17 protein-coding genes are annotated in these 18,716 nt (G+C 62.2%); 2 read left to right on the top strand and 15 right to left on the bottom strand.

Annotated elements, in window-relative coordinates:
- Window positions 1-36 precede the first annotated feature (36 nt).
- The 15 genes from AB1451_03275 to AB1451_03205 form a co-directional block, all read right to left on the bottom strand.
- Complete coding sequence (locus AB1451_03275; GenBank protein MEW6681930.1) at window positions 37-1,503, bottom strand: NADH-quinone oxidoreductase subunit N; 1,467 nt, start codon at window positions 1,501-1,503, stop codon at window positions 37-39.
- A 155-nt stretch (window positions 1,504-1,658) separates the two neighbouring features.
- Window positions 1,659-3,245 (bottom strand): NADH-quinone oxidoreductase subunit M, encoded by a 1,587-nt coding sequence (locus tag AB1451_03270; GenBank protein MEW6681929.1) that lies wholly within the window; start codon window positions 3,243-3,245, stop codon window positions 1,659-1,661.
- Window positions 3,245-4,870 carry an NADH-quinone oxidoreductase subunit M gene (locus AB1451_03265; protein MEW6681928.1) on the bottom strand — a complete coding sequence of 542 codons (1,626 nt, stop codon included), beginning with the start codon at window positions 4,868-4,870 and terminating at the stop codon, window positions 3,245-3,247. Before AB1451_03265 ends, AB1451_03270 begins: the two co-directional genes overlap by 1 nt.
- On the bottom strand, window positions 4,867-6,861 hold the full coding sequence (nuoL, locus tag AB1451_03260) for an NADH-quinone oxidoreductase subunit L (protein MEW6681927.1): 1,995 nt from the start codon (window positions 6,859-6,861) through the stop codon (window positions 4,867-4,869). Before nuoL ends, AB1451_03265 begins: the two co-directional genes overlap by 4 nt.
- A gap of 150 nt (window positions 6,862-7,011) precedes the next feature.
- Window positions 7,012-7,317 carry an NADH-quinone oxidoreductase subunit NuoK gene (gene nuoK / locus AB1451_03255; protein MEW6681926.1) on the bottom strand — a complete coding sequence of 102 codons (306 nt, stop codon included), beginning with the start codon at window positions 7,315-7,317 and terminating at the stop codon, window positions 7,012-7,014.
- The gene (locus AB1451_03250) at window positions 7,317-7,949 is read right to left on the bottom strand and encodes an NADH-quinone oxidoreductase subunit J (protein MEW6681925.1); all 633 of its coding nucleotides are present in this window, start codon (window positions 7,947-7,949) and stop codon (window positions 7,317-7,319) included. Before AB1451_03250 ends, nuoK begins: the two co-directional genes overlap by 1 nt.
- 8 nt (window positions 7,950-7,957) lie before the next feature.
- Window positions 7,958-8,509 carry an NADH-quinone oxidoreductase subunit NuoI gene (gene nuoI / locus AB1451_03245; protein ID MEW6681924.1) on the bottom strand — a complete coding sequence of 184 codons (552 nt, stop codon included), beginning with the start codon at window positions 8,507-8,509 and terminating at the stop codon, window positions 7,958-7,960.
- Window positions 8,506-11,280, bottom strand: coding sequence for a molybdopterin-dependent oxidoreductase (locus tag AB1451_03240; GenBank protein ID MEW6681923.1), 2,775 nt, complete (start codon window positions 11,278-11,280; stop codon window positions 8,506-8,508). Before AB1451_03240 ends, nuoI begins: the two co-directional genes overlap by 4 nt.
- Before the next feature lie 144 nt (window positions 11,281-11,424).
- A complete protein-coding gene (nuoD, locus tag AB1451_03235; protein MEW6681922.1) occupies window positions 11,425-12,597 on the bottom strand; it encodes an NADH dehydrogenase (quinone) subunit D in 1,173 nt (390 codons plus the stop codon).
- A gap of 44 nt (window positions 12,598-12,641) precedes the next feature.
- The gene (locus AB1451_03230; protein MEW6681921.1) at window positions 12,642-13,157 is read right to left on the bottom strand and encodes an NADH-quinone oxidoreductase subunit C; all 516 of its coding nucleotides are present in this window, start codon (window positions 13,155-13,157) and stop codon (window positions 12,642-12,644) included.
- Window positions 13,157-13,687, bottom strand: a complete 531-nt coding sequence (locus AB1451_03225; protein ID MEW6681920.1) for an NADH-quinone oxidoreductase subunit B family protein — start codon at window positions 13,685-13,687, stop codon at window positions 13,157-13,159. Before AB1451_03225 ends, AB1451_03230 begins: the two co-directional genes overlap by 1 nt.
- Window positions 13,678-14,061 (bottom strand): NADH-quinone oxidoreductase subunit A, encoded by a 384-nt coding sequence (gene ndhC, locus AB1451_03220; GenBank protein MEW6681919.1) that lies wholly within the window; start codon window positions 14,059-14,061, stop codon window positions 13,678-13,680. The genes AB1451_03225 and ndhC overlap by 10 nt, the downstream gene beginning before the upstream one ends.
- A 301-nt stretch (window positions 14,062-14,362) precedes the next feature.
- Window positions 14,363-15,052, bottom strand: coding sequence for a TrkA family potassium uptake protein (locus AB1451_03215; GenBank protein MEW6681918.1), 690 nt, complete (start codon window positions 15,050-15,052; stop codon window positions 14,363-14,365).
- A gap of 9 nt (window positions 15,053-15,061) precedes the next feature.
- Entirely contained in the window at window positions 15,062-16,438 is a 1,377-nt protein-coding gene (locus AB1451_03210) for a TrkH family potassium uptake protein (GenBank protein ID MEW6681917.1), read from the bottom strand.
- Window positions 16,439-16,444: 6 nt separating this feature from the next.
- Window positions 16,445-17,143, bottom strand: a complete 699-nt coding sequence (locus AB1451_03205; GenBank protein ID MEW6681916.1) for a MarC family protein — start codon at window positions 17,141-17,143, stop codon at window positions 16,445-16,447.
- Window positions 17,144-17,389: 246 nt separating this feature from the next.
- Between AB1451_03205 and AB1451_03200 the strand changes: the two genes are divergently transcribed.
- Together AB1451_03200 and AB1451_03195 are read left to right on the top strand one after the other, a co-directional pair.
- The gene (locus AB1451_03200) at window positions 17,390-17,938 is read left to right on the top strand and encodes a pyridoxamine 5'-phosphate oxidase family protein (protein MEW6681915.1); all 549 of its coding nucleotides are present in this window, start codon (window positions 17,390-17,392) and stop codon (window positions 17,936-17,938) included.
- 127 nt (window positions 17,939-18,065) lie between these two features.
- On the top strand, window positions 18,066-18,716 hold the full coding sequence (locus tag AB1451_03195) for a hypothetical protein (GenBank protein ID MEW6681914.1): 651 nt from the start codon (window positions 18,066-18,068) through the stop codon (window positions 18,714-18,716).

Genomic DNA, 18,716 nt, shown 5'->3' with positions numbered 1-18,716 from the left:
CGAATGGAGCGTGACACAGCCGGTGCGACAACGGACTTACGGCCCGACGAGGTGCGCGAACAGGGCGGTGGAGGAGACCGCCCACTCGATGAAGGGCTTGGGGTAGATGCCGAGGATCACGGTGCCCGCGAGCGTGGTGTAGACCACGGCCTGCATCGGAGCCGACATCGGGATCGGGCGACGGTCCGTGGGCTCGTTGATGTACATCCTCTTCACGATGACGAGGTAGTAGTACATCGAGATCACGATGTTGACCAAGCCGATACAGACCAGCACGATCAACCCCTGCTTCATGGCCGCCGTGAACACGTAGATCTTCGCGATGAAGCCCGCCAACGGCGGGACGCCGGCGAGCGAAAGCAGAAAGACCAACATCGCCGCGGCCAACAGCGGCGCGCGGCGGGCCAGGCCTCGGTAGTCCTCGATGCGATCGCTGCCCGTCAGGTTGGAGAAGACGATGACCACGGCGAACGCCCCGATGTTGGCCACCAGGTACGTCAGCAGGTAGAACATCACCGAGTCGCCGCCCATTTTGGTCCCGGCCGCGAGGCCGATCAGCATATTGCCCATCTGCGCGATGCCGGAATACGCGAGCATGCGCTTGATGTCGGTCTGCGCAATGGCCACCACGTTCCCGTAGGTCATGGACAACGCAGCCATGCCGATCACCAGCCACACCCACTCGGGCTTGAACTGGCCGAAGGTTGAAAAGAACACCCTCAGCACGATCGCTAATGCCGCGGCTTTGGGGGCGATCCCCAGGTAGGCGGTGATCGGGGTCGGCGCGCCCTGGTAGATATCAGGAATCCAGTTGTGGAACGGGAACGCGCCGATCTTGAATCCCAGGCCCACCAACAAGCAGAGGAACCCGATGATCAAACCGCCGGTCAGGACCGGCTGTGCCGCCGCGATCTCGGGGAAAATGATCGTGCCGGTCTCGCCGTAAATCAGGCTGATCCCGAACACCATCACCGCGGCGGTGAAGACGCTCAGGACGAAGTACTTCAAACCCGCCTCGCTGGATCGAAGATCGTCCTCGCGCAAATAGGCCACCAGAATGTAGAAGCCGAACGTGGAGAACTCGATGGTGATGAACATGGTCAGGAGGTCGTTGGACGACGCCATGAACAGCATCCCCAACGCCGACAACATGACCATGAGGTAGTACTCGCCGCGGAACAAGACGATGCGCTTGATGTAGTCGAGCGACGCCAGCACGATCAAGATCGTCGCCAGCACCACCACGATTTTGAAGAACACCGCGAACGGATCGAGCACGAAGGTCTGCTTGAACAACGCCCCTTGGACGCCCGCGGCCCACATCCACACCAGACTCGCCAGAATACCGCACAGGCCAGCGACCGTGATCCAAGCCAGGGAGTTCTTGCTGACCTTGGTGAAGGTAAAGTCGATGAAGAGGACGACACCGATCAATCCCGTGAGCAAGAGCTCCGGGAGCATCAAGAGCAGGTCGGCAAACGAGATGGTCAGTGTGAATTCCATTGGCCTAGATATCCATCCAATGTCGTGCCCCTACAAGCCTGTTCAGGAACGGGCCAGATGCAAGGCGCCGCGAGCACCGGAGCGCAGCGTACTGGGTGCGTACGTGAGCACCGGATGCGCAGCGGCAACGCCGCAGATGGTCCTTCATGGACAGGCTAGCCTCCGCCCCCGGCGGAGGCTACTGCGCCCGCCGCGTTAATTTGTTCCAGGATCGGCTGCATGCCCGCGCTGATCACGTGGATGAACTGGCTGGGGAACAACCCAAAGTACAGGCTCCCGAAGATCATGATGAGCAAAGGCACGCGGTCGATCCAGCGCGCGTCGCCGGCGTGCGCCCACTTGGGCTGCATGTCGCCCAGGAACAATCCGATGAACATCCGCATCAGATACGCGAGGGTGATGACGATGCCGATCACGGCGATCACCACCTGGACGGGATACTGCTCCCAACTCCCGGATAGGATCATCAGCTCGCCGATGAAGTTGACGGTGCCCGGCAGCCCCACCGAAGCCACCAGGGCCACGACGAACGCGCCCATGATGAACGGCATCTTCTGGCCCAGGCCGCCCAGCGAGGGGATATCCCGCGTGTGGGTCTGGTCGTACACCCAGCCGGCCATGGCAAAGAGCATCCCCGTGGCCAGCGCGTGCGCAAACATGTAGAGCACGGCGCCGGTCATGCTGATCATGTTGAGCGCGGCCATCCCCAGGAAGATGTAGCCCATGTGACTGGAGCTGGAGTAGCCGATCACGTATTTGGTGTCGCGCTGGAAGAACGCCACCAGTCCGCCGTAGATGATCGAGAACACGCACAGGATCGCGATCAGGAACGCCCACTCCTGGGTGGTCTGGGGGAACAGCCAGTACGCGACGCGGATGATCGAAAAATGCCCGAGCTTCATCAGCACGCCCGCGTGCAGCATGGACACCGCGGCGGGCGCGGCCGCGTGGCCCACCGGAGACCACGAGTGCATGGGCCAGAGAGGCGCGATCGAGGCGAACCCGAAAAAGAGCAGCAGCCAGATCACGCTGCGCATCACGGGCGAAAACTGCTGCTCGTGACCCTGCAGTTCGATGAGGTTGAACGTGTTGAGGCCGGTGCCCACATAGGTCAGGAAGATCCCCAGCAACGCCACCACCGCGCCGGCCGACAGAAACAACGTCAGCTTCATCGCGGCGTATTCCTTGCTGTTGGACGCGAAGTTGAAAATGAAGCCCACGGAGTCGCGTTTGGCCGTGTCCTTCATCTCCAGGTAGCCCTTGGTGTGGCTGCCCCACACGCCCAAGAGCGGATACATGGGCAACACCGACATCTCGTAGAAAAAGTAGAGGAAGAAGAGGTCCAGCGAGACGTACACGCCGATCGTTGCGGACGCCAGGATCAGCAGGAAGATATAGAACTCGCGCGCCCGGTCTTCGATGTGCCACGACACGAACACCCCCGCGAACAACAACACCGACGACGCCAGCACGAGCGGCACCGACATGCCGTCCACGCCCAGGAAGAACGAAATCCCCAGGTCCTTCGACCACTCGTACTGTTCGAGGAACTGAAACTGCGGCGACCCGGGCGCGTAGTTGAAGGCGTACAACAGGTACACCGACGCGACGAACGAGATCCCGCTGGAAACCGCCGCGATCACGCGAACCTGCATCAACTTCTTGCCGTCGACGAACAAGAGCACGGCGGCGCCGACGAACGGCGCGAACAGAATGATCGACAAGAGGTGCTGGTCGAGCATCACGGGGCCCCGGAAGAAGCAAGACGAGGGGGAGAGGGGGCGACTGGGAGAGGGGGAGAAAGCGCGTCCTGATCAGGCGAAACCCCAACGGTGGCTGACAGGGCGGCTTTGGGCTGCAACCGCGCGTGCAGGGACTCGACCGAGCCGTTGATCCGATGCAAAAACGGCGACGGATACACGCCGATCCAGAAGACCAGCGCGACCAGCGGCAGCGCAATCGCCAGTTCACGCCCGCCCAGGTCCGGCAAGCGTTCATTGACGGCCTTAGTCACGGCGCCGAAAACGGCGCGTTCGTAAAACCACAGCATGTACGCGGCGCCGAGGATCACGCCCAGCACCCCGACCGCGCCGTAGATCCAGTGCGCTTTGAATGCGCCGAACAGGATCAGGAACTCCCCGATGAACCCGTTGGTGCCCGGCAGGCCGATCGATGAGAGCACCATGATGAGGAAAAACGTGGCCAGCACGGGCGTGGTCTTGGCCAGCCCGCCGAACTCCGCGATGGTCAACGTCTGCCGCCGGGTCCAGAGAAAGCCTGCGAAGAAGAACAGCCCCGCGGTCGAGATCCCGAGGTTGATCATCTGGATCAGCCCTCCCTGGATCCCTTGGTACGTCAGCGCGAAGATCCCGAGCGCCACGTACCCGAGGTGGCTGATCGAGGAATACGCCAACAGCTTGCGGAAGTCGGCCTGCATCAGCGCGATGTACGCACCGTAGAGAATGCCGATCAACCCGAGCACCATCATCACCGGGAGCGCGGCACGAGCCGCGTCCGGCACCAGCGGCAACGAGTAGCGCACGAACCCGAACGTTCCCAGCTTGACACCGGCCAGGATCACACTCATCGCGATGGGCCCCGAATACAGCGCATCAGGCATCCAGGTGTGAAACGGAATGATCGGCGTCTTGAACGCGAACCCGAAAAAGAGAAACACGAAGATCGCCAGCTGGACTTCCAGGGACATCGGCGTCCGCAACAGATCGAGCAGATCGAACGACAACGCGGGGGCCAGACCATGGATCGACGCGAACCGGTAGTGCTGCAGGTACAAGATCACGATCCCCACCAGCATCAGCACGCTGCCCAATAGGGTGTAGACCACGTACTTGATCGCGGCGTACTCCTTGCCTTCGGTGCCCCACAGCCGAATCATGAAGTACGAGGGGATCAGCATCAGTTCCCAGAACAGGAAAAACAACACAAGATCCAGCGAGACAAACACGCCCAACATCGTGGTCTGCAACGCGAAAAGCGCCATGAGGAAACCGCGCACGCGCTCCGTCACGACCCCGGACGCGTAGACCACGATCAAGAACCCCAGCAGCGTGGTCAGCACCACGAACAGCATGCTGATCCCGTCCACGCCGACGTGATAGCTCACGCCGATAACGGGAATCCACGCGTACCGCTCCACGAACTGCATCGCCGACGAGTCGAGCGTGAACGCGAAAAACACGGGCAGGCTGAACGCGAAGTCGGCCGCCGCCACCGCGAACCCGACTTTCCAGGCAATCGCTTCGTCGCGCAGCGCCCAGACCACGAGCGCCCCGGCCAACGGCAGGAACGTGACGATGGTGAGGATCGGGAATCCGAGCTGCTGCGCCGCGAACACCTGCTCCATCATCGCTGCGCCAGCAGGCCGGCCACGCTGCCTCCGCTCCACCACCAGAAGACATACACCATCAACGCCAGGCCGATGACCAGGATGAACGCGTAGTGGTGCACAAACCCGGTCTGCAAGAGGCGGAACGTGCGCGCGCCCAAGTGATTGGAGTAGCCCACCACATTCAAGAAGCCATAAATAACGTACTTCTCGATCGCGGTCGACAGCCAGGCACTGCTCTGGGTCATGCGCGCCGCACCGCGGACCACGCCGTCGATCACCACGTTGTCGAACCACGCCCAGATCTCGCTGAGACGCTTGGACGGCTCGACCACCAGCAAATCGTACAGCTCATCCACCCAATACTTGTTCAGCAATAAACGGTGCGCATTCCCGTACTTCAGCGCCCACGCCTCGGCCATCTCGGGACGACGCACATACATGGTGTACGCGAGCCACCAGCCGCCCAGCGCAATGAGGACGGACGCGACCATCAGGACCACGTCAGTGGCGCCGAACCCGTGGTGCGCCTCCCCGCCCTCGGCCGATGCCACCGGCGCGAGAAAAGCATGGAGCAACCCGCCCTCGGGCGGGACACCCAGGATCAGCCCGCCGAGCAACGACAACCCGGCCAGGATCATCAACGGGACGGTCATCACGCCGGGCGACTCGTGGACGTGTTGCGCCACGTGGTGGTCCATCCTGGTGGTACCGGTGAACGTGACATAGAACAGGCGGAACATGTAGAACGACGTCAGGAATGCGCCGGTCATGCCGATCAGCCAGAGCACGCCGTGCCCGCCCTTGAACGCCATGCCAAGAATCTCGTCTTTGCTCCAAAACCCGGCCAACGGAGGCAGCCCGGCGATCGCGATCGTGCCGATTAAGAACGTCAGCGCAGTCACCGGAATCTCAGCCTTGAGTCCGCCCATCTTGCGGATGTCCTGCTCCCCGCCCAACGCGTGGATCACGCTGCCGGAGCCCAAAAACAGCAGCGCCTTGAAAAACGCGTGTGTAACCAGGTGGAAAATCGCGGCCGCGTACGCGCCTACGCCGCAGCCCAGGAACATGTACCCGAGCTGGCTCACGGTCGAGTAGGCCAACACGCGCTTGATATCGGTTTGGACCAAGCCGATGGTCGCGGCGAAGATCGCGGTCAGCCCGCCGATGACCGCCACCGTGGTCAGCGCCACCGGCGCCAGGTCGTAGATCGCGTGGTTGCGCACTACCATGTAGACCCCGGCGGTGACCATGGTGGCCGCGTGGATCAAGGCACTGACCGGCGTGGGACCTTCCATCGCGTCCGGCAACCACGTGTACAGCGGGATCTGAGCGGATTTACCGATCGCGCCGATGAACAGGCACAACGCGATCGCGGTGGCCATGCCCGTGGACAGCTCGTGGGCGCGGTCGAAGACTTCCAGATAGTTCAGCGTGCCGAACTCCTGGATGATCAGAAAGATCGCGACGAGAAAACCCGCGTCGCCGATGCGGTTGACCACGAACGCCTTGGTGCCCGCTTTGGTCGCGGATTCCTTCTCAAAGTAGTACGCGATCAACAGGTACGAGCACAGGCCCACGCCTTCCCACCCGATGAAGAGGACCAGGTAGTTGTCCCCCATCACCAGCAGGAGCATGGAGACCATGAACAGATTGAGGTACGTGAAGAAGCGGTAGTACCCGGGGTCCCCGTGCATGTACCCGATCGAATAGATGTGGATCAGCAACCCCACGCCCGTGACCACCATCAACATCACGGCGGAGAGCGGATCGATCAGGAATCCCAGGTGGATATCGAGGCCTCCGCCAAAAATCCACGAGTAGATGGGAACGGAGATCGGCGAATCGCCGCCCATCACGCGCAGCAAGAGCGAGATGGACAGCACGAACGAGATCGCGACCGACCCTACCGCGAAGTAGTGCGAGGCTTCTTTGAGGTACCGGCGGCCGAACACGCCGTTGATGAGGACGGCCAGCAGCGGCAGGAGCGGGATGAGGACGACGGAGAGCATGCTAGGTTTTAAAACCAAATCCCCCCTCACCCCCCTTTTCCAAAGGGGGGATACTAGGAAGGGTCAACAGATTCACGGGAGCCGCCCCGCCTCTACCCCCCTTTGAAAAAGGGGGGATGGGGGGATTTCCGGGATTGACGGAGGTCGGTCTCACCATTTCAGGAGATTGATCTGATCCACATTGGTCGCGATCTTGCCGCGGAAAATCACCACGATGATGGCGAGCCCCACCGCGGCCTCGCCCGCGGCAATGGCGATCGTAAACAATGCGACCATCTGGCCGGTGAGGGAATTGAGGTAGTGCGAAAACGCCACCAGATTGAGATTGGCGGCGTTGAGCATCATTTCCACGGCCATGAGCACGATGATGAAATTGCGGCGGATCAGCACGCCGAGAAGCCCGAGTGAAAAGATGATCGTGCTGACGACGAGGTAGTGGGTCAGCGTGATCGTCATCAGGGACCGTGGCCTCCATGGTGGCCGCCGACGGTCTCCGCTGTCTCCTCGGATGCCGCACTCGGCAACCCGTCGCCATCCCCCGTCCCAAGCGGCAACCGGTCTCCCTCGGCCAGCGCGGGCCGATCCGATGCCGCGGGCGTCTTGGCCAGCACGATCGCGCCTACGATCGCTGCGAGGAGGTAGAGGCCGATCAGCTCGAACGGCAACAGGTAGTCGCGGAACATGACGATCCCGATCGCCTTGGTCTGTCCCACCCCCAGCACGACCTCCGGGGTCGCGTCGCCCGTCATCCCGGCATACGGCGAGCGAAATACCAGGATCGCCACCTGGGTGATGATCGCGATGGTGATGAGCCCGATGCCGATATAGCGTTTGTGGAACACCCGCTCGTCGCTCTTGAGGTTCAAGAGCATGATCACGAATAAATAGAGGACCAGGATCGCGCCCGCGTACACGATCACCTGGACCGCCGCGATGAATTCGGCGTTCAGCAGGACGAAGAAGCCGGCCATGTGGATGAGCATCGCGACCAGCGACAGGCCGCAGTGCACGGGACTGCGCAGCGTGATGGCGAGCACGCCGGTCACAATGGTGACCGCGGCGAGGTAGTAGAAAGCGACCGCGCTCATCCGCCCAATCAGCCCTTCCTGGCGGTGGCGTAGGGGAACTTGTAGCGGTACTGGCGGGCGGCCTCGTCGCTCTCTTCCTGGTGGTGCGCAACGAGGTACTTCTTGGCGTCGGCGAGCAACTGATCGCCGATCTGGTAGAGCCGAGCCTTGTCGAACATCAAATCGCGCTTATTCGTCGTGGAGTACTCGTACATCTTGGTCATGCCGAGCGCATTGACCGGGCACGCCTCCACGCAGAACCCACAAAACACGCACTTGGTGATGTCGATATAAAATTCCGTCGCGATCCGGCGCAGCGGGGTCTCGGGGTCCTCTTCGCTCACGACTTTGATACAGCGCGAGGGGCAGGCCGCCTCGCAGAGATCGCAGCCCACGCAGCGTTCCTTGCCGTCGTCGTACCGCAACAGGCACAGCGCGCCCCGATGCGTGTCGGGTATCTCGCGTTTCTCGTGCGGATACTGGAAGGTCACGGGCTTCACGAACATGTGCTTGAACGTGGTCTTCAAGCCGTCCAAGATCTCGGTCATCACCGCCTTATCGAAAAGTTCCTTGAGCGTCATGCGCCGGACACACCCCCTCCCTCGCCCTCCCCCGTCAAGGGGGAGGGAATGGTCACGGTGTGATTTTCCACCCTCCCCCCTTGCGGGGGAGGGCCGGGTGGGGGGGCGACTTTCTCGATCCGCACCCGTCCCGACTTGAACACCGGCGCCTTGCTCACCGGATCTACGCGCATTGGCAACAGATCTCTCACTGCCGGGTCGTTGAAGTGTTCGGGAAACCGACACGATCCGTTCGGGAGGTCGAGGCTGATTTCGACGCCGACCTCGACCGACCCATACGGCGAGGTGACCTTCACCCGGCCGCCATCAGTGACGCCCAGCGCTTCGGCGTCTTTCGCCGAGATTTGTAGCAGCTTCTTGGCATGGATTTCGAGCAGCCCTTTGTCTCGGGTGGACATCTTGCCCGAATGATAGAGCACCTGGTAGAGCGACAGGTCGAAGGGATACTCCTTGCTGGGCGCGTCGCCAGCCACTGCTGGCTGCGCGTACCGAGCCGTCAGGTCGGTCGCCCGGTCGTCGCGCCGCGCGACCGGCGTCGGCATCTCGAACACCCCCGGCGCGATCTGGAGCAATTCGCGCCGGATTTCCTCCGGCGCCGTGTAATCGAACGGCGCGCCCATGAGCTGGCCCAGTTCCGAAAAAATCTCCCAATCACTTCGAGCCTCACCCGGAGCATCCAGCGCCCGTACGACCGGCTGCAGTTTCCCCTGTCCGTCCAGGAACGTCCCGTCCTTCTCGGCCGCCAGTGCGGCCGGTAGCACGATGTGGGCGACGTCACCCATTTCGGTCAGAAACGCGTCCTGCACGATCACCAGATCGAGCTTCGTCAACGCGTCGCGCACGTCCGCATTCGAGGGCAACGTCCCCAACGGGTTTTCGCCCACGGCGTACAACGCCTTGATTCGGCCCGCGCGGATCCCGTCGAGAATCTCGGTCAGCGTCGCCCCACCGTTCGGCAGCCCGCCGCCCCACGCGGTCTCGACTTTGGCCCGCGCCGCAACGTCGCCGTACCGGGATCCGCCGGGCAGCCGATCCGCCATCGCGCCCACCGCCACCGCGCCGCGCTCGTTGTTCTCTTCACACAAGCGCAGCACGCCCGAACCACGTTGTCCCACCATCCCGGCGGCCAGCATGAGGTCGGCGACCCGCAACACGTTGGCGTACGCGTCCGGCCGATCCACGATCTGCTCGCCGAGCACGATCACGCGCGAACCGTCCGACATGAAGACTCGGGCGGCTTCGGTGAACGCCTCGCGAGAGAGGCCGGTTGCGGCACACAGCGCATCCCACGACAGAGTCCCAACCGCGGTTTTGAGCGCACTCAGCGCCGTCCCGTGCTCATTGACGACGCGGGACGGGACCAATTCCCCCTCCAGCACGGCCTTGGTCAAGCCCTGGATGAATGCACCCTCCGAAGCCACCGCAATTTGATAGGGATACGGCGCCAGCTTGGCCAAATTGGTCTGCATCGAATGCGCGACGATCAACTGGCTGTGGAAATTGCTGAACGCGTCCTTGATCCGCAGCGCCGTGATGGGATTGGTCTCGGTCACGTCCGACCCGACGACCAGAATCGCGCGCGCGAGCGTGAGGTCGCGGAACGAGACCGTGGGCTGCACCACGCCCAACGCGCGCTCCATCGCCTCCACGTAGACCGCGTGGCCGTAGCGGCTGCTCGAATCCACTTGATTCGTGCCCACCACCTGCCGCATGAACCGCTGGAACGCGTAGAGATCCTCGTTCGTACACCGGGCGGTGATCAACCCGGCGACGGCGTCGGGGCCGTGTTGGGCCTTGATCGCCTTCAGCCGGCTGACGACTTCGTTGGTCGATTCGAACCACGACGCCTCCACGAGTCGGCCGTCCTTGCGAATCAGCGGTTTCTTCAGGCGCTCGGGGCTATTGATGTACGCGAACCCGAACCTCCCCCTGACGCACAACCCGCCGTGGCCGTCCACAGTCGCAGTGTGGTCGTCCCACTTGTCCTTCCAGGAGAGCAGCGACGTCACGCGCACCACCGCGTCGTCCTTGACCTCGACGCGCATCTGGCAGCCGTCCGCGCAGTAGTTGCACGCGGTCACGGTCCGCTTGAGCTGCCACGGTTTGTAGAGATACTTGGAGAACTTGTTGGTGATCGCGCCCACCGGGCACACCGCCAGGCAGTCGCCGCAAAATTCGCACTCCAGGGCCTTGTCGCCCTTGGCCACCACGTGCGTGAAGCCGCCCTTCTTGAAAAACTGCAGGGCGTCCACCATGACCACTTCTTTGCAGATGTTGATGCATTGCGCGCACAGGATACACCGGTTCATGTTGAAATCGAGCACGGTGCTGCGCCGATCTTCGGGCAACCCCTTTTGCTTGACCTCGCCGATCTGGACGATGCCGAAGTTGAAGCTCATGTCCTGCAGCTCGCAGTGTCCGTCCGCGTCGCACACCGGGCAATCGAGCGGATGCGTCTGCAGGTGTTTCTCGACCGCCTTTTTGCGCGCGTCGAACATGGCCTTGGTGTCCACGCGCACGATCATTCCCGCGGCAACCGGCGACGTACACGATCGCACCGGCGCCTTCTTCCCCTCGACCTCGACCAGACACACGCCGCAGGACCCAAAGGGATTGAACGTGTAGTGGTAACACATGCTCGGGATAGTCTTGCCCATCCCCACGATCGCGTCGTAGATCGACGTCCCCTCCGGCACATTGACGACTTCGTTGTCGATCGTGAGCTGGACCGCAGGTTTGTCCGTGGTAATTGAAATTAACTCTTCAGCCATCTTTCCAATCCGCGTAGCGGCGCCTGTTCAGCAACGCGCCAGATGCAAGGCGGAGCGAGCGCCCGCACCGCAGCGTACTGGGTGCGTACGTGAGGAGCGGACGCGCAGCGACAACGCCGCAGATGGCCGTTGATGGACAGGCGATCACCGGTCGCACTCCCCCATAACAATGTCATACGTCCCAAAAATCGTGACGATATCGGCGATCATATAGCCCCGCGACATATAGTCGAACGCGCCCATATGGATGAACGAGGGCGCGCGGATCTTGAGCCGGTACGGCTTGCCCTCGCCGTTGCTGACGATGTAGAAGCCCAGTTCGCCCTTGTGCGCCTCGGTCCCACAGTAGATCTCCCCCTTGGGCGTGGGAAAGCCCACGGAAAAGAACTTGAACTGCATGATCATGCTCTCAAGGTTGTTGAACACCCGGTCCTTGGTCGGCGCCACGACCTGAGGCACATCGGCCATGATGGGCCCGTCCGGCAGCCTGTCCAGACACTGCCGGATGATTTTGCTGCTCTCTTTGAGTTCCTCGATGCGCACCCAATACCGGTCGTAGGTATCGCCGTTGGTGCCGATCGGCACGCTCCATTCCACGTCGGCGTACGCGCCGTAGGGCTCGGCCTTGCGCAGATCGTACTCCACCCCGGAGCCGCGCAACGTGGGACCGGACAGGCCGAAACTCAACGCGTCTTCGGCCGAGATCACGGCGATTCCCCTGGTGCGCGCCATCCAGATCCGGTTCTTTTCGAGAAGCACGTTGTACTCCTCGATCTTGGGCGGAAAGGTCTTGATGAACGCGTAGAGCTGGTCGATCAGATCCTGCGTAAAGTCGCGCTCCACCCCGCCGATCCGATACCAACTCGTGGTCAGCCGCGCGCCGCACAGCTTGTCGAAGAAATCGAGCAGCTCCTCGCGGTCGCGAAACGTGTAGAAGAACACGGTCATCGCGCCGATGTCGAGGGCCTGGGTGCCGAGCCAGAACAGATGCCCGATGATCCGTTGCACTTCGGCGACGACGGTACGGAGGTATTCGGCGCGCGGAGGGACCGTGATCCCCATGAGCTTCTCAACGGCCCGGACGTAGGCAAAGTTGTTGTACATCGCGCACACGTAGTCGAGCCGATCCGTGTGCGGGATGAACTGGTGATAGGTTCCGTCTTCGGCGAGCTTTTCCACACCACGATGCAGGAAGCCCATCACCGGCGTGGCCTTCATGATCCGCTCGCCTTCCAACTCCAGCACGACCTTCAACACGCCGTGGGTACTGGGGTGCTGCGGTCCCATGTTGAGCATGAGTTCTTCGGTCCGCAGCAGCGGCAGCTTTTTCTGGGAGTGAGGGGGAGTTTGGACCGGCGTGGTCATGGGTTACGCGGCGGCGACGGGGCGCCGCCTTCCATGAAGTCAAACGTGTCGCGCCAACCCTTGCCCACCAGCGGGAAATCCTTGCGCAGGGGGTACCCCTCGGGGTAGTCATCGGGCATCAGGATTCGGCGATGGTCCGGGTGATGCGCGAAGCGGATGCCCATCATGTCGTACACTTCGCGCTCCATGAACTCACAGCCCTTCCAGAACCCGGTCAGCGACTCCACGACCGGGTCGGATTCGGGCACGCGCGTCTTGAGTCGAATCCGGTGCCGGCGCCGTACGGAGTAAATCTCCCACACCACTTCGAACCGCACGGGCTCGCCGAGCCAGTCCACGGAGCTGACGTGTACGATGTAGTCGTAGTCCATCGCGGGGTCGTGGCGCAAAAACCGGGCGACTTCCAACAGCCCTTCACGCGTGACCTCCACCGCCCAATCCCCGCGAAACTCCGTGGCCCGCACGAACGTCTCGGGGAACTTGGCTTTGATCTGTTCAGCAACCGGATGCATCAGGCTTTAATGGCCCCGTATGTTTCGCGTTGAACAAACACCCGCTGCTTCATGATCTTCTCTTGCAGCCGCAAAATCCCGTCGAACAACGCCTCCGGCGTCGGCGGGCAACCCGGCACGTAGATATCCACCGGCACGAAGCGGTCAACGCCCTGGACCACCGGGTAGCTGTTGTAGATGTTGCCCGACGTGGCGCACGAGCCCATCGCGATCACGTATTTGGGCTCGGGCATCTGGTCGTACACCTTGCGGATCACGGGCGCCATGCGGCGGCAAACCGTGCCGGCGACGATCATCAGGTCGGATTGTCGCGGCGAGGCGCGAAACACCCCGGCGCCGTAGCGGTCCATGTCGTAACGCGACGACACCGCCGCGATCATCTCGATGGCGCAGCACGCCAGCCCAAACGTCATGGGCCACAACGAGCCTTTGCGGGCCCAGTTGACGGCCTGCTCCAGCTTGAGGGTGACGAACCCCACGTCCCCGGTCTTGCCGTCGCCCGCGCTCGGCGTGATGTTGATCAATCCCATTCCAACGCTCCCTTGCGCCAGGCGTACGCGTAGGCCGCGACGAACAGCAGGATGAAGATGATCATCTCGATCAACCCGAACAGGCCGATTTTGTCGAACGCCACGGCCCAGGGATAGAGAAACACGAGTTCCACGTCGAAGATCACGAACAACATGGCGATGATGTAGTAGCGGACCGGAAACGGCATCCGTGCGTCGGAAATCGGCTCACTCCCGCACTCGTACGCCGAAAGCTTCTCGGTGGAGTAGATCCGCGGGTGGATCAGGTAGCTGAAGACCAGCGTCCCGGCCCCGAACGCCGCCGCAATCGCCATAAAGATGACGACTGGACCGTAGTTCGCCAGGTATGTAGAGAGCACGGAATCCGGAGTCATCGCCACGCCATAGGGCCTTGATTTTTTTACCGGAGCGGACGTTGTAACACGCCGTATTTTCGACAGTCAAGCGGCTAAAGGACCTAACCGCGGCCTTGGGGCGAAGGGCCTAGGCAGCACCCGTCCATGAACGATCATCTGCTGCGTTGTCGCTGCGCGTCCGCTCCTCACGTACGACCCAGTACGCTGCGGTGCGGGCGCTCGCTCCGCCTTGCATCTGACGCGTTCCTGAACGGGCGCGCGAGTGTCGACTTCTAGGGCTACGACTGCAGGGTGGGGATAGAAACTGCAAAAATGGCGGTCAATCTAATTTGGAAAGACGGTCTAAGTCCTCCTCTTTGCCAACAATAACCATGACGTCGCCCTTCTGGAGGATGTCCTCCGCGTCGGGGTTGACGTTCATCTCCTCGACGCTCTTCCACTCCCCGCGAACGAGCTTGGTGACGCGGCGCTTGATCGCAATGACGTTGATGCCGTAGGAGGTCCGGATCGAGGCTTCTTTCAGCGGCTTGCCCACGAACTGCCCCGGCACCTCGATCTCTTCGATACTGTAACCCTGCGCAAGTTCGAGGTACTCGAGCACGTTCGGAGCAATGAGGCGGTGCGCGAGCCGGATCGCCGCGTCCCGTTCCGGATAGATCACTTCCGTCACGCCCATGTTGGCCAGGATCTTCCCGTGCAGCGGGGTCACGGCCTTGGCAATGATCTCCTTGACCCCCAGTTCCTTGAGCGTCATGACGATCAGAATGCTTGCCTCGATGTTCTCCCCGATGCTCACCACCGCAACGTCGACGTTCTGAATGCTGACCGCTTTGAGCGCACGTTCGTCCGTGGCGTCGCACTGCACCGCGTAGGTCGCAAAGTCGCTCACGGCCTCGATCTGGTCCTCGTTGCTGTCGATGGCCAGCACCTCGTAGCCTTTCTTGATGAGCGTTTCTGCGACGCTGTACCCGAACCGCCCAAGGCCGATTACAGCAAATTGACGAGCCATCGTGTGCTCCTACCCGATAAGGACGCGTTCCGGAGGATACCGAAATCGGCGCGTTTCCTCCAGTCGCACCAAGGCGACGCTGACGGTCAGCGGACCGATTCGTCCGACGAGCATCGTCAGGACGACCATCAGCTTACCGAAGTCCGTAAACAGCGCCGAAAAGCTCAACACCCCGCCGTCACCGGTCGACAAACCCACCGTGCCGAACGCGGAGGCGGACTCGAACAACGTGCGCAGGAAGTCTTGGCGGTCGCTGACCTGAAGAATAAGTGTCACGCCCGTGACCAGCGCGAACGCCAACAACGCCACGGAGAACGCCCGGATGACGGTCTCTTGCGGAATCCGACGATGAAACGCGGTGACATCACTCCGCCCCACAATGCCCGCCCACACGCCGACCACCATGGTCCCGAACGTCGAGGTTTTGACCCCGCCGCCGGTTCCGCCCGGCGAGGCGCCGATGAACATCAACAGCACCAAGAGGTACAACGTGGCTCCGGTGCAGGCACCAATGTCGATCGTGTTGAATCCCAGCGTCCTCGCGGTGACCGAGTGAAAATATGACACCAAGACTTGAGCCCTGAGCGGAAGGGAGCCAAGCGTCTTGGGGTTTCCCCCTTCCAGCGCCAGAAACAGCAAGGTGCCGCCGACAATCAACGCCGCCGTGATGCTCAACACCATCCAGGAGTGGACCGTCAGCCGAAAAACCTCCCGCTTGACCAGGCGGATGAGATCCCGGTACACGATAAAGCCGATCCCCCCGATGATCGCCAGGATCGTCACCAGGAAGTTGACCACCCAATCGCGTTGGTACGCAACCAGACTCGTGGGAAACAGCGAAAACCCCGCGTTGTTGAACGCTGAGATTGCGTGAAACAGTCCGAGATAGGCTGCACGAGGCCACGGGAATTCCACGGAAAACCGGATGGCCAGCAGGATCGCGCCGAGTCCCTCTGCGACGACCGTCAGCAGGAGAATACCTTTGAGCAGCCCGATCACCCCTTCGACGGTCAAGACATTGAGGGCTTCCTGCATCACGAGACGCTGCTTGATACCGACTTTCTTGCCCAACAAGATGATGATGATGGTGGACAGCACCATATACCCGAGCCCACCGAGTTGGATCAGGACGAGAATCATGATCTGGCCGGTGGTGCTCAAATCGGACGCCAGGTCCTTGACAACGAGGCCGGTCACGCAGATCGCCGAGGTCGCCATGAACAGCGCGTCGACGAAACGGATCGAGCGGTCCGGCGCGGACGCGACCGGCAGCAACAGGCAGATCGTCCCCAGCGCCACCGCCCCGGCAAACCAGAGGACCAGGATCTGCGACGGCGTCAACGGATACGCGCCGATGCGGCCTTGATATGTCGCAGTGGGCTCCATACGACCCTAGACGGCGGTCAAAAACCCCGCCAATCCGCGGCGAATCATACTCACTGCGATCGCCGCAAGCAACAGGTAGAACACTTTGGCGATGGCCGTTGCGCCGTTCACGCCCAATACGCCGATCACTTGGTCGGCATACCGCACCACCACCCACGCGAGCAGGAGATTGAGCGCCAGCGACACGAAGACCAGCCCGAAGCCGTACGTCCCGGTGAGCATCAGCGATGTGGTGAGCGTGGCCGGCCCCGCGATGATGGGCGTGCCCAGCGGCACCACCGCCAACGTCTGCGCCGCCTTGGGGGCGGCGGACCGCGTGCCGTCGCGCAGCAGATCCGAGACCGCAAACACCAGCAACAAAATCCCGCCGGCTACCATGAAGTCTTCGACGCGCACGCCCAGGACGGCGAACGTGGCGTTTCCCAGCAAGATGAACGTCACTGTGATGGAAAATGCCGTGAGCACGGACAGACGCGCAATGCGCGGTTTCTCGTCGGCCGCCAGCGGGGCGGTCAGGGCGTAGTAGGTCGGCAAGACGCCGATGATGTCGACGGCAACGAAGATCGGGATAAACACGAGCACAAAGCGCTCGAGCGCGTCGGGCTGTTGCAGAAACGAGAGGGCCGTCATGGCAGCGTGGGCCGCGTCGTCGCCGACGATCCGTGTCGACTCGACACCAACCCCTCGCAGTACGGCCGGGATCATAGGCCCGGCGGGCTATGCTGTCAAGGAATCCGGCGGGAGGACGTTCTTGGGCCGGCAAAGGCGGACGGGCAGCCTGGGTCAAATCATCACAAATCAACGATTGACACGCTGCTGTCTCCTACGGTCCAATACAACCCATCGTGTTCTCCGCATGATCCTGGCAGAACCGGAAAAGAGCGGCAGGACATGATCCGCGTGGGGTACGACGGCAAACCGTGCACCACGGCATGGTAACGGAGGGTCGTCTTGGGAAGACTCCACGACCGGATCGACGATCAACTCGCGGCTTGGATTCGGCGGCAACGCGTCTTCTTCGTGGCCACGGCGCCCCTGTCCCGGGACGGGCACGTCAACTGCTCACCCAAAGGCGGGGATGCGTTTCGCATCATCGGCCCACGAACCGTCGCGTATCAGGACCTGACCGGAAGCGGCGTGGAAACGATCGCCCACCTCCGAGACAACGGCCGCATCGTGATTATGTTCTGCGCGTTCGAGGGCCCGCCCAAAATCGTCAGATTACACGGACGGGGCGACGTCATCTCGCCGGAGCATCCGGAGTTCAACTTCCTCCGAGCACAGTTCCCCAACCGCGTTGGGACGCGGGCCTTTATCAAGATCAACGTGACCCGGGTGTCCGACTCCTGCGGATTCGGGGTCCCGCTGTTCGACCATCGCGCCGACCGAGACGCGCTCGAGCAATGGGCGGACGCAAAGGGACCGACCATGCTCCGGGCGTATCGCCAAGACAAGAACGCGCGCAGCATCGACGGTTTGCCGGGTTTGGATCAGACCTGAGCGTGCGCAGGCTGTGCCCAGCACTCGGTCCTCGTTCATCTTGGGTGCCGTTCTGTCCGCGTTTGTGCACACTTGGGCGGTATCACGTCGATCATGCGCCCACGACTTCCGAGACCGGATGGACCGCATGACGGCTCTGGAACCTGATGTCACGTTCACGGACTACGGTCTGGCGGTCGAGTGCGCGGTACTGGCAACGTGGATCGCCCGGCGCAAGACTCCCGATCGACGGTTGCGTGGGTGGCTCGCCCTGTTTTTTGGGACCATCGGCCTCGCGGCCGTGACCGGAGGCACGGTGCACGGGTTCTTTCCGGACGAGCAGTCACTGGGATTTGGCGTGTTGTGGCCGCTGAGCCTCCTGGCGATCGGCGGCACCGCGGTGTCGGCATGGGCTATCGGCGGCTATGTGGTGCTGCCTACCCGCTGGGCGCGTCGGGTGACCGCGGCGGCGGCGGTCGCGTTCGCGGGTTACGCGGTGGTGGTGCTGGGTGTCACACAGACCTTCGCGGTGGCGATTGCCCACTACGCGCCTTCCGCGTTGTTCCTTCTCGGGGCATTCACGACTCGATACTTTCAGGGACACCAATTTGCGTTCGGTCTGGGAGCGGTCTCCGTGGCGCTGATGTTGCTGGCCGCGATGGCGCAACGCGCGGGCGTGACGGTACACCCCGTCTACTTCAGCCACAACGCGCTGTATCACGCCGTCCAGGGCGTCGCGATGGGGCTCTTTTATCTCACAGCCCGCCGCCTACTCGACTCACCGACCACGGGAGATTGA

It is taken from the genome of Nitrospirota bacterium, assembly GCA_040757335.1.
In the GTDB taxonomy this organism is placed as follows: domain Bacteria; phylum Nitrospirota; class Nitrospiria; order 2-01-FULL-66-17; family 2-01-FULL-66-17; genus JBFLXB01.
The sequence above is the reverse complement of the archived record's forward strand: the minus strand, read 5'-3'. Positions and strand labels throughout refer to the sequence as shown.